General features: G+C 53.8%; 10 protein-coding genes. 3 read left to right on the top strand and 7 right to left on the bottom strand.

Annotated features, from left to right (window positions below; genetic code table 11):
* Nucleotides 1-83: 83 nt before the first annotated feature.
* The 3 genes from tamL to pfkA all read right to left on the bottom strand — a co-directional run bounded on the left by tamL (nt 84) and on the right by pfkA (nt 8,755).
* Nucleotides 84-2,453: a translocation and assembly module lipoprotein TamL gene (tamL, locus tag ACXYMU_RS18385; RefSeq protein ID WP_458987881.1), complete on the bottom strand. Its 2,370-nt coding sequence runs from the start codon at nt 2,451-2,453 to the stop codon at nt 84-86.
* A gap of 3 nt (nt 2,454-2,456) precedes the next feature.
* Entirely contained in the window at nt 2,457-7,532 is a 5,076-nt protein-coding gene (locus ACXYMU_RS18380) for a translocation/assembly module TamB domain-containing protein (RefSeq protein ID WP_458987917.1), read from the bottom strand.
* A gap of 251 nt (nt 7,533-7,783) precedes the next feature.
* Nucleotides 7,784-8,755 carry a 6-phosphofructokinase gene (gene pfkA / locus ACXYMU_RS18375; RefSeq protein WP_458987880.1) on the bottom strand — a complete coding sequence of 324 codons (972 nt, stop codon included), beginning with the start codon at nt 8,753-8,755 and terminating at the stop codon, nt 7,784-7,786.
* A 309-nt stretch (nt 8,756-9,064) separates the two neighbouring features.
* On the opposite strand from pfkA, the gene ACXYMU_RS18370 reads away from it, so the two are divergent.
* On the top strand, nt 9,065-9,493 hold the full coding sequence (locus ACXYMU_RS18370) for a TerB family tellurite resistance protein (protein ID WP_458987879.1): 429 nt from the start codon (nt 9,065-9,067) through the stop codon (nt 9,491-9,493).
* Between the two features lie 3 nt (nt 9,494-9,496).
* Nucleotides 9,497-9,835: a hypothetical protein gene (locus ACXYMU_RS18365; RefSeq protein WP_458987878.1), complete on the top strand. Its 339-nt coding sequence runs from the start codon at nt 9,497-9,499 to the stop codon at nt 9,833-9,835.
* Between the two features lie 40 nt (nt 9,836-9,875).
* Here ACXYMU_RS18365 and ACXYMU_RS18360 read toward each other — a convergent pair whose 3' ends face one another.
* From ACXYMU_RS18360 to ACXYMU_RS18345, 4 genes are all read right to left on the bottom strand, one after another.
* Nucleotides 9,876-10,496: a hypothetical protein gene (locus ACXYMU_RS18360; protein WP_458987877.1), complete on the bottom strand. Its 621-nt coding sequence runs from the start codon at nt 10,494-10,496 to the stop codon at nt 9,876-9,878.
* Nucleotides 10,497-10,543: 47 nt separating this feature from the next.
* Nucleotides 10,544-12,301, bottom strand: coding sequence for an SLC13 family permease (locus ACXYMU_RS18355; RefSeq protein WP_458987876.1), 1,758 nt, complete (start codon nt 12,299-12,301; stop codon nt 10,544-10,546).
* Between the two features lie 152 nt (nt 12,302-12,453).
* Nucleotides 12,454-13,647, bottom strand: a complete 1,194-nt coding sequence (locus tag ACXYMU_RS18350; protein ID WP_458987875.1) for an aspartate aminotransferase family protein — start codon at nt 13,645-13,647, stop codon at nt 12,454-12,456.
* 40 nt (nt 13,648-13,687) lie between these two features.
* Nucleotides 13,688-14,425, bottom strand: a complete 738-nt coding sequence (locus tag ACXYMU_RS18345; protein ID WP_458987874.1) for a Dph6-related ATP pyrophosphatase — start codon at nt 14,423-14,425, stop codon at nt 13,688-13,690.
* Nucleotides 14,426-14,609: 184 nt separating this feature from the next.
* On the opposite strand from ACXYMU_RS18345, the gene ACXYMU_RS18340 reads away from it, so the two are divergent.
* Nucleotides 14,610-14,795 carry a hypothetical protein gene (locus ACXYMU_RS18340; protein WP_458987873.1) on the top strand — a complete coding sequence of 62 codons (186 nt, stop codon included), beginning with the start codon at nt 14,610-14,612 and terminating at the stop codon, nt 14,793-14,795.
* The last annotated feature ends 3 nt before the right edge of the window (nt 14,796-14,798 follow it).

Here is a 14,798-nt window from a genome sequence, read left to right as displayed (position 1 = left end):
TCAAGTGGGCCGGAAGCCCGCTGAATGGGAGGCCACGAGCCAGGACGCCGAGCCATAAACAACTCCTGAACCTATATCCCTGGTTAGAAAGGATAGCCGATGGCGATGTTCAGCACCATGCTGTTCTCGCCTGTGAAGCTGCCGTTAAAGTCCTTCAACACGTTACGCTCTCCTTTGGGCAGGTAGGGTACCTGCACCGGTATACCGACATCCAGGCGCAACACGAAAAACTCCACATCCACCCGCAGACCGAAACCGGTACCTATAGCCAGCTGGTCCAGGAAATTCTTGCTGTTGAACTGGCCACCCTCACGCAGGGGTTCCCCTTGCTCATTCCTCTCTTCTTTAAACGTCCAGATGTTACCGGCATCTACAAACAGCGCCCCTTTAAAGAATCCTGCCAGCGGGAAGCGGTATTCCACGTTGCCCACTAAGCGTATGTCGCCTACTTGGTCGAAGTAAGAGAAAATGGTGGAATCGGCGATTTGGTAAGAACCAGGGCCAATGCTGCGGGCACGGAAGGCGCGGATGCTGTTAGGTCCGCCCACCGAGAACTGCTTGACATAGGGCAGGGTAGAGGAGTTGCCGTAAGCATAGCCCGCTCCGGTGACTAACCGCGTGACCAACTGGCTTTCCTGGCCGATATTCAAATAATGCCGGAAATCGTTGTCAAGCAGCACATACTGCGAGAACCTGCTGCCAGCCACCGATCGGGGCTCTTCATCTGTAGGGGGCGGAAAGCCAGTCAGCGATTGTACCCCATTGAGCAGGTTGCCTGATAGGTCCAGCACTACCCGATCGAAGAACTGGTTCGTGCGTTCCTTGTATACCTGCGTGCTATAGGTCATTTGGTAAATCGAGCCGATGATAAACTGGTTCTCGAAGCTGCGTTGCAGGAACGGGTTTTTGAACAGGAACTCATCAAAGGCTGGCGTGGTGTTCGACAACCGGACATACTGTAGGTTGATGGGGGTTACATCGAGCGTAAGGGTTTGCGAGGGGCGCCAGTTGTAGCCATAGGTGGCGCTGTAAGAGTTCATCCGGAAAAATTCTACCCGGTTTAACAGGCTAAAACCAAGCCCGATCCGGGTTTGGGGAGCGAACTCTGTCCGGAGGTTACGCAGGTTAAACGGCGACATGATGCGTGGAATACTGAGCGATGCTTTGGCGCTTAGCTCATAGGAAGAAAGATTTTCGTTGCCCACTTGTTCCACACCCTCCGGGGTGTCTCCGGTACCCCGGCCCCCTACGTAGGATTCGAACGTGCTGGAGACTTCCACTTTCAGAAGCTCAGACCCCTTGAAGGCATTCTTGTTCTGGAAAGACACATTTATACCCGGCCCGGCAAACCCGTTCGACTTGCTGACCATTTGCAATTCCGTTCGCAGCGATTTCTTCAGGGCAGGGGTCAGGTATACGAAGGCATCAAGCGCATTGTCTTTCAGGGTATCAACGGCATACTCCACGTTCACGAACTTATAAGCGGGGTATGCTGCCAAACGCTTGGTGGTCAGGAGATGGTTCTGACGGGTGTAGAGGCTGTCCTGCTCTAGGAAAACGCCGCGCAGCAAATGCCTTGCCCGCACATAGTTCTCGTTCGGAATGTAATGGTAGCCCTTGTAGTCGATGGTGTCGTTGGTGGCCAGGCTGTCGCCAACAGAGTAATTGGCGAAGATAAAGATGTCGTCTATTTGGTAGGGCTTCAGGGCTTTAGCCGAGGCAGCGTTTTTCACGCGCAACAGCACATCTGCTTTTCTATCGCCCACAGTGGTATCGGCACTGAAAATCAGTAACTCCGGACTGAAAAAGTAATACCCTTTGTTTTTGAGGATACCGTCTATCCGAACCCGCTCGGCTGTGAGTGTGGACAGGTCATAAGGCTCACCCGGTTTCAGCAGCGACTCATCCATTGCCCGTTCAATGTCCCGGTGCACAGGCAGCGAGTCGTTAAGGGTATAGGCGATCTTGCGTATGCGGTAGGGCTCACCTACTTTGGCTGTCCATTCTACTGTGGCCTTTTTCTTGGCTATGGTGGCCGTGCTCCCCACTTCGTTGTTGAAGTAGCCGCGGTTATGCAGCCGGTTGCCCATGATTCCACTCACTGTACCCGTGTCCACCTCCGAAAAATACACGGGGGGCTCGCCGAGTTTTGTCATGATAAAGTGCTTCAGGCCTTTCTCCTTCTCTGTATAAAAAGCGTTGTAGATGGCCAGCTTTGGCCGAAGCCCCAGGATAGAGGCGTTAGGCTTGGGGCGCACCACCTGGCTCAGTTCAAGCTCCAGGTCCGAGGAGCGCTTGCTGCTGTCTTTCTCGCCGTTCACTTTTACATCGTAGCCCCAGAAAAGGGCTTTCCCTTCGGGCACGACCTTCGTAACGCTACAGCTGGATGCCAGTAGCAGCAGTGGTAGTATAACTAGAATGGTAAGCCTGCTAAGAGGTGTATCGTTTAACATAAATTACTGGTCTATACCCTTTTCTTGTAACTCTTCTTCTTCTTTTAATGCCTGTTGCTCCTGGCGGTATTTTTGCTCTGCTTCCAGCTTGCGCTCGGCCTCCCTTAACTGCACCGCCTCCACGCTGCGGAACAGGTCGGAGAAGTTATTGTACTCGCGCACATAGATGAGGGAGGCCCCTGTGGCACGTACATCGCCTCCCTCCAGCACGCCCTCATACTGGTTGCGCTGGAAAGCGCGTACCCGCAGGCGGCCATCCTGGGTCAGGGAGTACTCCACGGAAATGTCGCCACCAAAGCCACTCATCGTCTGGTTGGCCTGGCCACCGCCCTCCAGCCCAATGTCGGTGCCGACGCGCACGGTAAGCCTGTCGTTCAGGAACTGCTGGCGCAAGGCGACGTTCAGGTCGGTGCGGCCCTCGGCACTGCCTGAGGAGTAATCCTGGTAAGAGTCCACGCCGAACTCCAGCCCGAGGCCTCCGGCAAATTTGTTGGTCAGCTGGTTGAGCTGGTCTGTGAGCACGCCGCTTAGGCTGTTCCGTGCCGAAGCCTCGAACCCGCCTCCGGAACTAGCCAGCGGGTCAGGGGCCAGGAAGCGGTTAAGCACCAATAAGGCAAACACCTGCTTGTTCAAATCCGACTCATTCTGCCGCAGGTTACCCAAGCTGGTGTTCACCTGCTCTGGTACTTGGCCCCGCTCTTCCGGAGCCAGCTGTATATCAAAGCCAATCTCCGGGGCCAGCAAGTCGCCTGTTACTTTCACAAGCACCTGAAACTCCACCTGGTTCTGCAGGGCAGGGTTCTGTACCCCCGCTACCTGTGAGGCCACCAATTCCTGGGGGGCGGTTTTCACGTTATAGATGGCCGTGATGTCCATGTCTGCCTGCAGTGGGTCGCCGCTCCAGTTGATGTAGCTGCCCTCGGCAATGTCAAGTTCGCGGGAGGCCAGGTCATAGAAATCCATGCTGTAACGGCCCTCTGTGATGGTGTACCGCCCGCTCATGTTGATCTCTCCGCTTGGCCGCATCCCAATGTAAAGCGGGTCTGCGGTGCCGCGCACGACCAGGTTATCGCCCGTAATCGGGTCGATCACGATGGTGATCGGGGTGGCATCCGTCACTTTGATCTCTGCCTCTATGTCTGCCCCCACAAACCCTGTCACTTCCACCGAGTCCTGTTCCTGCGGTCTGCTGATAATGCGCGTCATTTCCGGGTTCAGGTTCACGAACTCCACAATGCCCTCGCGCTCGGCAGCGCCCACCTCGTCGGCAGGTATAACGGTCGTAAAGTCAGAGCCATCCAGCACCCGCACATCTACCTCAATTTTGGGCACCTCCATATTGCCGGTGATGGCTGCGTTGGCGGCCACGAACAAGGTGCCGTAAAACAGCTCGTTGTCGGCGGCAGTGGAATTCAGGGCCAAGAACCGCTGGGTGTCCACATCAAGGTCAAACTTAAAATCAGTATAGGTTTGTGTCGCAATCGACCCATTGATCAGCAGGTCGTTGCCCAAGGTGTCGGTGATGGTGAAGTTCGGGAAATTGATGCCCTGCTCATCAAACACCAGCCGCTCATTCTCGAGCGTGAACAGCGAGCCGAACATGGCAATGTTAAACTTGGCCTGGTCGAAGTTGAGCTGGCCGTTGATGGAGGGGTTCGCTATGGTGCCGGTGATGCGCAGATCGCCGTTGGCGCGACCATCCAGCTGGTTTACCATACCGGCGGTAAATCCTTGTAGTGAGGGCATGTTCAGCTGCTCAATGTTTGCGTCGAGGTTCAGGAGGGTAGCGTTCGGTTGCGTCTCCACAAAACCGTCCACCAGCAACTGGTTGCCGTTGTCGGTAAGCTTTGCGTTGATGTTATAGCGGTTGCCCCCTGCGCTGCTGGCCTGCAGGGCAATATCCCCAACCGGAGTGCCTTCAAAAAGCAAATCGTCTATTTTCAAATCTGATGTAAAGCCCATAGTGCCCGCCATCAGGTTGTTCAGGGTGGCCTCACCGTTCAGCGTACCGGCTATCAGGCTATCTTCCGGACTCTGGAAAGTGCTCATGATGTAACCGATGTCCACGTTCTCAAACCCCACATTTAGCGGGGCGTTCGGGCGTATGGAACCCACGCTGTTTAGCGCGATGGCCTGCCTGCCGTGTTGCAGTACAATGTTGTTGGCATACAGCACACCCGTACTGAAATGCAGGAAATTATCCTGGGGTACGTCCCAATCATCGCCATTGATCACCAACTGGTCTGGGTTGATCGAGAAGCGGTAGCCCTGGCCCTGGCTATTCAGGGTGCCGCCCAGTACCAGTCGCTCGCCTCCCTTCAGCGTATCGCCGGTTATGGCCAGCCGGGTTGTTAGGGCGTCGTCTTTGGCAGCGCCATCCAAGGTGATTTGTTGCATGTTCAGGGATGGGGAAATGAGTTTCTGCAAGTTCAGGTTATACCCGATCTGTTCCTGGTTGCCGCGTAACTCTAGCGCGAGGTTGCGGAGGGTATAATCGGTATAAGTGATGGTGTTGATGTGGCCATCCACCCGCAGCTGCTTGGACTGCGCCTTGTAAGAGCCGGTAAACGCAGAGTCTATTTGGAGCGCCGTGAGCCCGGGCACAAAGGCCCTGATCAGTTTGGTGCGCTTCAGGTCGAGCGTAAACCGGAAGTCTTCGAGGTTGGTGTTGGCAGGGTATGGCACATCAGGCTGCATGTCGATGTAGTTCGAGAAATGCTTCTCCAGGGCCGTGGGAAGCGTGGCAAGGGAGTTCTCGAAATGCATTTCCGCATCGGCAATATCTGAGCGCAACGCGATCTCAGCCATTTCCCCGGACTGCTCCAAGGTCAGCAGCAAAGAATCGATCGGGTAACTTGTGTTGTTGTATTTCACCACAAGTGCACCGCCTCTCAGTTTGCCGCTGAGGGTGCTGGCATCGGCACCTGTAAAGTTGCCCTGCAACTGCCCTCGTAAGGCCAGCGGCTCCGGGTAGAAGTTAAGCGCCTTCAGGTCTGCCTGCTGCAAATCCAGGTCAAAGGTATAGGCTGGCTGCTTCGCATCGCGCATGTTGAAGTTTCCGGCAAGTATAAAGTTCAGGTTGTTGTCGGCAGCCCTGGCGTCTACCTGGTAAATGTTCCGGTCAATGCGGGCATCAATGTCCACATTGTTATAGGTATAGTTGTTATAATCGAAGCGCTGCACATCGGCCTGTATGGTAGCCCGCATGGTTTCAGGTGTCAGGCCCTGTCCGCTTGCCTTGGCCACCAGCGCCACGGTGCCCAGGCCCAGGCTATCGGTAAGCATTCGCCCGAGCTGAAAGCCCTTTGTCTGGATGGTTGCCGTAAACTGCTCGTTAGCGCCCATGTCCACCACAGCATCCATGTTTCCGAATGAAGTGAGCAGATCGGCGGTGGCGTCGAAAGCGGTTAGGCTGCCGGTATAGTTTCCCGTCAGGCTGAGTTCCGCAGGTATTCGGATGTCGGGGGGCAACATGCCGGCTGGCGTGAGGGCTTGTATGTCGGTTCGGGTCGTGGCAAAGCGCTTGACATCGAGGTCGAGGTATAAATTGTCTGGCTCCATGGCGTTGCGCACCTGTCCGCTCACATTCACGTAAGTATCCTTCAGGCCCGCCAGTTGGAGGTTCTGGATGTATAAATTATCTAGTTGGCCATTGGCTTCTGCCTCCAGCTTGATGGTAGAGTTGGCGATGCTCCTAAAGGAAGGGTTGTCGGCCATCTCCGGCATGAAATACAGGACATCCTGCATCCCGATGTAGCTGTTGTTGATGTCAACGTTCAGCCCGACAGCGGCAGGGTTTTCAGCAATGGCTTCGAGCGAGGGGTAGGTCATTTTCAAGTCGTTCTGCAAATGGCTGTTCCCCGTCTTCAGGTCCAGGTTGGTCAGTTGGGCACTGGTAGAGTCCATGACCAGCTTCGTGTTGAAGTTTTCGAGCTGGAAGCCGCTTTGCTCTCGCAGCGTGAATTGGTTCAGGTCTACCCGCATACGGTTCAGGCTGTACAGAATATCCTGGGCATCGAGCCTGATGTCGGAAAACAGCAGGTGGTTGTAGTCCATGCCCTTGGCTTGTCTAGGCAGGCCCATGTTGTCATACTGCACGTCCAGGTCCACGACGTCCAGCTCGCCCAGCGCGAGCACCCAGTTCATCGGCTGCCCGGCAGTTTCCTCCACCGACTTATCTAGTTCTTCCGCGGTTTTGGCCGGGTTCACGGCAAGGGAGTCTACCGGCTTGATTTCCTTTAACACATACTTGAGGTCTGTGTTATGCAGCTTGAAGCTGGCCAGGTCCACACGCGCCTCCTTGAGGTTAATGTTGTCGGCCACTATTTCCGACTCTCCCAGGGCCAGTTCTATCTGCTGGTCTGCGGGATGACTGATATAGCTGAGCCGGATATTTTCGAGGGCCACGCGACTGATGCCAAAGTCCATTTCCAGGGGTTCCTGCTCCGTAGTGTCGGGGGGCGGAAGCTTGGTCTGCTCAAATTCCACCCACGTGTTGGCCAGCCTCACTTCATCCACTATGTAGCGCTGGGCGTCCATATCCAGCTCGTCCATGGTGGTGGTGAGTTTGCCGACGCGCGTCTTTACGAAATTGCCTCCCGCTTCATCCTTAAAGTTGACATACACATTGTTGAGGTTCACGATGCCCACCGAGATGGGCATGGAGGCAGCAGTTGTGTCGGCGGGTTGTGCGGCAGCAGTGTCGGTGGAGAAGGCTTCGGCAATAAAATCGAAGTTGGTGGTGCTGTCTTCCCGGATATGCAGTTTCAGGGTGGCATTGTCGAGGTCTACCTTGCTGATGTTGATCTCGCCGCTGATGAGGGAAAGGATGGCCATGTCAACGCCCAACCGCTCGCTATACCACAGGGTGTCCTGCTGGCGGTCTTCCACATACACTTCCTTCAGCACCAGCGTGTTCCGCCAATCTGTGGTAAAGCCACCGATATCCACCCGCGTTTCGAGGGTGTCTTCCAGGTAGTTTGCGCCTTTTTGGGCCAGGAAATTCTGCACTCCCTGAAATTGTAGTGCAATGATGATGAGCAGCAAAAGCCCTACTATAATGGCAAGAGGCCATAAGATGACTTTTAAAATGATCCGACCGGTATGTTTAGCAGAAGCGATAGCAGTACAATGTTAGTTCGCTCTGCTTTTACGGAAATCTTCGGAGATGGATAGGTATATTAGAATATCGGCAAAAGAAGCATTGCACCAGCGATATTCTTGGATAGGATGGGTGGGCTTTTTGAAATAAGGTTATTTTATACCCCTGGGCAATACTGCCACAGAAGTATAAAATAGTGATTCAGGAAGGTATAAACCCGGATGCCGGATTAGCTCGAAAGCACGTTCACCATGTTGATGAACTCTGAGTTTATCGGCTTGTCTTTGGTGATCGTATCGATAAAAGGGGTATACACTAACTCCGTGTTGATGATGCCGGCCATTTTGTTCTTGTGCCCGGCTAGTAGTCCCTCTACGCAGGCAATACCCAGACGGCTCGCCAGCATGCGGTCTGCTGCGGTAGGAGAACCTCCACGCTGCACATGACCCAGAATCGTGACACGGGCATCCATATGCGGCAGGGCCTCCTGTACTTTGCTGGCAACCTCTGTAGCGCTTCCTTCTTCGTCGCCCTCAGCAATAATCACAATAAACGAGGTTTTGGAACGGCTCCAGCCGGTGCGCAGTGTATCCACCACGTATTCGATGCTGGTGTCCGTTTCCGGGATCATCACAATCTCGGCACCGCCGCCAATGGCGCAGGGGATCGCGATATAGCCGGAGTCACGCCCCATCACCTCTATGAAGAACACGCGGTCGTGGCTGTCAGCCGTGTCACGGATCTTGTCGATGGCGTCCAGGGCCGTGTTTACCGCTGTGTCGTAGCCGATGGTATAGTCCGTGCCATACAGGTCGTTGTCGATCGTGCCTGGTGCGCCGATGGTAGGTATGCCGTACTCCTCAAAAAATATATTCGCACCCGTGAAGGTTCCGTCACCGCCAATCGCCACCAGTCCTTCAATGCCAAAGCTCTGCAACTGATCGTATGCTTTCTGCCGCCCTTCTTTGGTCATGAATTCCTTGCTGCGCGCAGAGCGTAGGATCGTGCCGCCCTTCTGGATGATGTTGCTGACAGAGTGAGACTCAAGTTTGAATATCTCCCCTTTGATCATTCCGTTATATCCGCGTTGAATCCCGTATACTTCTATACCATGATAAACGGCAGTTCTCACAATTGCTCTGATACAGGCATTCATGCCTGGAGCATCACCGCCGGAAGTAAATACACCAATTTTTTTCATGGAGTAATAATGTGTTTAGTTAAATCATTTTATATATTATTCGCTGAGCGTGCCAGCAAATACTGCAAAACGTGCGGGAGAGGTATTGCTAAAAACAATCGCTTGTAGGGCCTGGTAAAATTAAGGGCCTAAAAGCACGACTTTTAAAAACAGAAAACCGTATGCATTAGCAATTCGCAGACGGTATACTTTCTGTGTTTGCCTGAGCGTCGTCCTTACACGTAGAGCGTAAGACCGCAAATTTAGTAGAAACTAGAGTTTTACCACAATATCAGACGAATTAATTAATTTTTAAATTAGAGGCATCGTATGTTCGGTTTTTTTGAAAGCGAAGAAACAAAGAGGTTAAAAAGCCACATCACCAATCTAGGCGCACTGGCTAAAATTGACGGGCACCTGGACCCGACGGAGATGAATTACATCGTCTCGATCGGGAAGAAGCACGGTATGAAAGCCTCGGAGGTGCGAAACCTGATCTCAAATGCAGATAATATAGAGCCGCAGATGCCCGCTAATGACTCGGAGCGTTTCGACCAGATTTACGACCTGGTGGAGATGATGCTGGCCGACGGCATTGTGGATGAAAACGAAATGGACTTTTGCATCAACATGGCCTCGCGGTTGGGTTTCAAGAAAACAATTGTGGGGGTGCTGGTGCGTAAGATTTCGACGGGCGTGAAAGATGGCCTCAGCCGCGACAACATCAAGCGCGATGCCCAGTCTTTTCTGAATTATTAGAGTATGACCTTAAATTCCCGGCCATTTAGCTTCTCGCTGCTGCTGCTGCACTGCGCCATACTGCTTTTCCTGAGTTTTTATTTTCTGGGGCGCGAGGATTACCTGCTGCAGTACATGCATTACAAACTTCCTTTGCATTTTCTGCTGCGTTTTGGCGTGTTCTGGTTTATCAGCTTTGTCTTTACGCTGTTAGTCTACCTGTCGTATGTGCGGCGTTACCAGCTACAGATGCCTGTGGCAGAACGCAGCTTTGCTCTTCTGACGGGCAAGTATGCGTTTAGTTTTGGGGCCGTGGCGGCAGCACTGCTCATGTTACTGGTTTTTTATCTCTATAACACATAGTAAACCTATAGCCGGGGGCATGGCCGGCTTCCAAGCTGTTTCATTCGCTTATTCGGTAGGGCTGGAAGGCACCGTTCTGGTAGAGGTACCCTTTCACCTGCCCTTCGATGCCAACTGCCACGGCATCGTGTTCAGCCCCCAGTTCAGCATTATCCTCCCGTAGCAGCTTTTCACCTTTTTCCAGCAAATACAGATAGTACATGCTTTTTAGCTTTCCGCGGTCATTGAACATGATATCGCGTGTGAGCTCATGTAGTTCGAACACGCCATCCTGCGGCTGCAAAGCTGCTACCATCACAATGTCTTTGTCCTGCTGCAACTGCAGGGCCACATCCTGCCGGGTATCATTGTCCAGGTCGCCACGCACAATAATCGGTCCTTGTGTTTTGGATGCATCCGCATATTGCCTGGCTTCTTCGCTCAACTCAGGCTGCTTCCAGCCTGGGTACTGCTGCGCCAGCAATTGCATTACGGGCTGTGGCATGGGCAGGGTCACGCTGATTTCGTTCTCATCTGTTTTCAGGGCATCCTTGTTGGTGGCGGCAATAGAATCAAGGGCGTCGGCTGGCGGGGCAACGTCTACCATTTCGTCCTTTACCTCATCGTTTTTCGGGCCACAGGCAAAAGTGAGCACTAGCAGCAGGTATAAATAGTTTTTCATGTGATTCGGTTTTATACCTATCCCTTACTGTTGCAGGGGCCATGCAGTTACAAAGGCCAGAAAACGGGCACCAAAAGCAGGATGACGGCAATGAGCAACAGCGTGAGTGGCGAGCCGATCTGGATAAAGTCGCGGAAGCGGTATTTGCCGGGGCTGTAGACCAGGATGCAGGCAGGCTCGAAGGGCGTTACAAGCGACACGGAAGCCGCCAGCATGATGGCAATGGCAAAGGCCCTGGGGTCAGCGCCCAGCTCCACGGCTGCACGCAGCGCCACAGGCACCACCACCAAGGCCGCCGCCGCATTCGACATGGGTTGGGTAAGCAGCACTGTCAGCACCACAAAGCCCGCCAGCACGGCCATTTTACCCATATGGCCCAACATGTCCACAATACCTTGCGCCAGAAAGTCGGCTGCACCGGAGTTTTCCATGGCAGTGCCAAAGGCCGTCATACCCCCGATCAGGATCAGCAGGCGGAAGTCGATGGCGGCGTAGGCTTTGTTGCTGCTGATGCAACGGAAGAGGATCGTGCAAATGGCGGCCAGCAGAAACGCGATAGACAGCGGAAGGACCTTGAGCGTGCCCAGCAGGATGGCAATGATGAAGCAGCTGATGGCAATGATGCCCTTGCGCTTTTTAAACAGTACCGGCTCAAACTCACCCAGCAGGGCCACGTTATTGGAGTTGCGCAATTGCTTCAGCCTCTCGGAGGAGCCCTGCACCAGCAGCAGGTCTCCTAACTGCATCTTTATGCTGCCAATTTTGCTGCGCAGCGTCTCGCCGTGCCGGGAGGCCGCGATCACCACCAGGCCATACCGCTGCAGGAAGTTCGCCTCCTTCACCGTTTTGCCAATGAGGTCGGACTGCCGCACCACAAGCAATTCCGCGAGCTGAATCTTCTCCGTCTGCAAGTCTTTTTTCAGGATCACATCCGCCATGATCTGGATGCCCTTTGTTTCTTTCACACGCATCAGGTTGTCCAGGTCGCCTTCCACCAGCAAAATATCGTCGGTTGCTATGCGGGTGCGGAAGTCGGGGAGGAAGTTGTCTTTGCCCCGAATGATGTTGAGAATCCTGAAGTTGAGGGTAGTTAGGTCGGAGGCGAATACCAGCTGGCCAATCAGCGGGGAGTCTGGCAGCACCACGATCTCAGTCAGGTATCTCTGGAGCTTGTATTCCTCGGTCAGTTCCTGGTCGTTGTGGCTCGGCAGCATACGTTGGCCAATGGTCATCATATACAGGATGCCCACCACGAATATGGCAAAGCCAATCCCCGAGATCTCAAACATGCCAATAGGGGGGAGGCCTGTTTTGGCGATGTAGCCACTCACAGCCACGTTGGTGGAAGTACCGATCAGGGTGCAGGTGCCTCCCAGGATAGCTGCAAAGGCCAGGGGCATCAGCAGTTTGGAGGCGCTTAAATTAATGCGTTTGGAAAGGCCCACCAGTGGCGTCACGAACATTGCCGTCACGGTGGTGTTGTTCATGAAAGCCGAGACGATGCCCGTTACCACCATGATGGTAAAGAGCATCATGTTAGAGCTTTTATTGGCCAGGCGCACCAGGCTGACGACGGCAAAATCGAGGATACCGGTTTCCTGCAACGCCGCACTGAGGATGAAGATAGAGGCAATGATGATGATGAAGTCGCTGCTGAGCCCTGCAAACGCTTCTTCGGCAGTGATGATGCGCGTGCTTGCCAGTATGATCAGCATCAGCAGGGTAACGATCTCAATCGAGAGCTTTTCTGTTGCAAAAAGCACGATGGCAATCACTAGCAGCGCCAGCACAAGGGCTATTTCCATAAAAGTCCTGATAAAGCTAACCTTTGGCTTAAGGTGCAGCTTCGGCCTTTTACGTGCAGGAATCCAGAATAGATAAGCGGATGCTGGAAAAAAATGCCCGCAAGCAATAGATCATCGGCTCACGACAAGAAACTCTCTCGTTTACTCCTGTGTTAGCGGCCTACTGTTTCTTCAATCGAGCGCAGAATAAGCGCACAGGCTTCCCTGATCTCGGTTTCTGTGATGACCAGGGGAGGGGCGATGCGCATTGAGTTATCGCAGAAAAGGAACCAGTCCGTAAGCACGCCGTTCAGGATGGCGCGGTCAATCACAGCCTTCAGCACTTCAAACGACTCGAATTCGGCCGCCATTAAAAGTCCCTGGTGCCTGATCTCCTTGATACGGGGATGCACGAGGAGCTCCTTGAACAGTTCCGCCTTTTGCTGCACGCCAGCAACTAGGTTCTCGTCCTGAATGACTTGCAGGGTGGCAAGCGAAGCTGCGCAGCTAACCGGGTGCCCTCCGAAAGTGGTGCAATGGCCCAGGATAGGCTCGGTTTTGAAAGCAGCCATGATCTCCTGTGGCGCAATGAAGGCCCCGATGGGCATGCCGCCACCCATTCCCTTGGCACAAACCAGGATATCGGGTATGATGCCGAATTGCTCAAACGCCCAGAAGGTGCCCGTGCGTCCGAAGCCACACTGAATCTCATCCAGAATCAACAGTGTGCCGGTTTCTGTGCAGCGGGCGCGCAGTTTCTGCAGGTAATCATTTGTAGGCACGCGCACGCCGCCTTCGCCCTGCACTGTTTCGATGAGCACGGCTGCCGTACGCTCAGTTATCTGATCTAGGTCTTCGGCGGCATTGTAACGGATGTGGCGCACATCGGGCAGCAAAGGACGGAAAGCGTTTTTAAAACGCTCGCTGCCGTTCATCGACAGGGCACCCTGTGTGGAGCCGTGGTAGGCATTGAAACAGGAGATCAACTCGGTGCGTCCGGTGTAGCGCTTGGCAAGCTTCATGGCGCCTTCCACGGCTTCGGTTCCGGAGTTAAGCAGGTAGGTGTTGTTGAGCGACGAAGGGAGTGTAGCGCTTAGCGCCTGCGCCAGCAAAGCTTGGGGCGCCTGCACAAACTCGCCATACACCATCAGGTGCATGTACTTGTCCAGTTGCTCGTGTATGGCCTTGATCACGCGCGGGTGCCGGTGCCCCACGTTGCTCACGCCAATGCCCGAAATCAGGTCGAGGTAGCGCTCGCCTTGCAGGCCGTACATGTATACTCCTTCTGCCTTCTCAATCTCAATCATCAACGGAAAATCCGACGTCTGCGCCACGTGCTGCAGGAAAAGTTGCCTTTGTGATACCATGGGGCAAAGGTAACAAGAATGGCTGAGAACGGCAGTATACCTAAGCCGGGAGCAGGTCCCTGAAAATAAAGTCCTGATCGAAAGTAGGTTTCTTTTCGTCCTGAAAGCAATTGTCCTTCGGGTTGGTTGTGGGAGCATAGGACTTTCGCACCGTCTCTCCGAGGGTATAAAGCACTGGCCTTCGGAAAATCGGCCCGTCAAACACGAAGGTGTGGAACTCGCCGTTTTCACCAGCGGGGTCTGCTTCCGGCGGAAGGTCCTCGAGAAACTGCTCATCCAGTATTCGGCCGGCAAAAGAGGCATCGAGGAGCCGTGCATTCACGCATACCACCATGGCTTTGTAGCCAAGCTGCAGAAACTCCCTTACCAATTGATGGGTGGGGCGGTTCCAAAGCGGGAAAACGGCTTGCATGCCTGCTTTGGCTAATTCCTCTTCCCGATAGGTGCGCAAATCCTCTAAGTTGATGTCGCCGTAAATGGCGTGCGTCATACCGACCTCCTTGCAGGCCTGCATCTCCTTTCGCATGATCGCATTATAGGCTTGCATAGAAGCTTGGGCCGGCAAGAACACCTCTCGGAACGGTATACCCACAGCGGCCGCTTGCTGATGCAAAAGTTCCTGCCGCACCCCGTGCATGCTCACACGCCGGGTCGCATCGCTAAGCGTCGTCAGTAGTTGTTTTACAGCATAGGTCTTGTTTGCCAGCACATGGTGCAGGCTCAGGGTAGCATCTTTGCCGCCACTCCAGTTAAACACACTCGGGATCAGTTCAGGCATTTTTCAGAGGGTATAAAGTCATCACACAAGCTTGCCGTCGAAGAGGCGCAGCGGTCCGTAGCCTTGGAATCGCTGCCTGAAAAAACACCAGCAAGGCAAAGCAAAAAGACAAGTGGTACCGTACAACAAGCAGGGGCCAAGGCTCCTGGTTTTTATGTTTCACAAATATCAGAAGGAGGAAGTTATGCCACAAGGAGATAAGTCTGCTTACACTGATAAGCAGAAACGCAAAGCAGAACACATCGAGGAAAGCTATGTGGACAAAGGCGTAAGCCACAAAGAAGCCGAGAAGCGCGCCTGGGCTACCGTGAACAAGCAAGACGGCGGCGGTAAAAAGAGCGGCTCAGGCAGGGCGAACCATAAAAGCTGACCT

This window comes from Pontibacter sp. CAU 1760, from assembly GCF_054482735.1.
Note: the sequence above shows the minus strand (reverse complement) of the source record. Positions and strands in the feature narration are given on the sequence as shown.

Excerpts from the sequence above, each read along its gene's own strand:
- ACXYMU_RS18365 (WP_458987878.1), top strand. The coding sequence starts at position 9,497 with ATGACCTTAAATTCCCGGCCATTTAGCTTCTCGCTGCTGCTGCTGCAC.
- ACXYMU_RS18355 (WP_458987876.1), bottom strand. The coding sequence starts at position 12,301 with ATGGAAATAGCCCTTGTGCTGGCGCTGCTAGTGATTGCCATCGTGCTT.
- pfkA (WP_458987880.1), bottom strand. The coding sequence starts at position 8,755 with ATGAAAAAAATTGGTGTATTTACTTCCGGCGGTGATGCTCCAGGCATG.
- ACXYMU_RS18350 (WP_458987875.1), bottom strand. The coding sequence starts at position 13,647 with ATGGTATCACAAAGGCAACTTTTCCTGCAGCACGTGGCGCAGACGTCG.
- ACXYMU_RS18360 (WP_458987877.1), bottom strand. The coding sequence starts at position 10,496 with ATGAAAAACTATTTATACCTGCTGCTAGTGCTCACTTTTGCCTGTGGC.
- tamL (WP_458987881.1), bottom strand. The coding sequence starts at position 2,453 with ATGTTAAACGATACACCTCTTAGCAGGCTTACCATTCTAGTTATACTA.
- ACXYMU_RS18370 (WP_458987879.1), top strand. The coding sequence starts at position 9,065 with ATGTTCGGTTTTTTTGAAAGCGAAGAAACAAAGAGGTTAAAAAGCCAC.
- ACXYMU_RS18345 (WP_458987874.1), bottom strand. The coding sequence starts at position 14,425 with ATGCCTGAACTGATCCCGAGTGTGTTTAACTGGAGTGGCGGCAAAGAT.
- ACXYMU_RS18340 (WP_458987873.1), top strand. The coding sequence starts at position 14,610 with ATGCCACAAGGAGATAAGTCTGCTTACACTGATAAGCAGAAACGCAAA.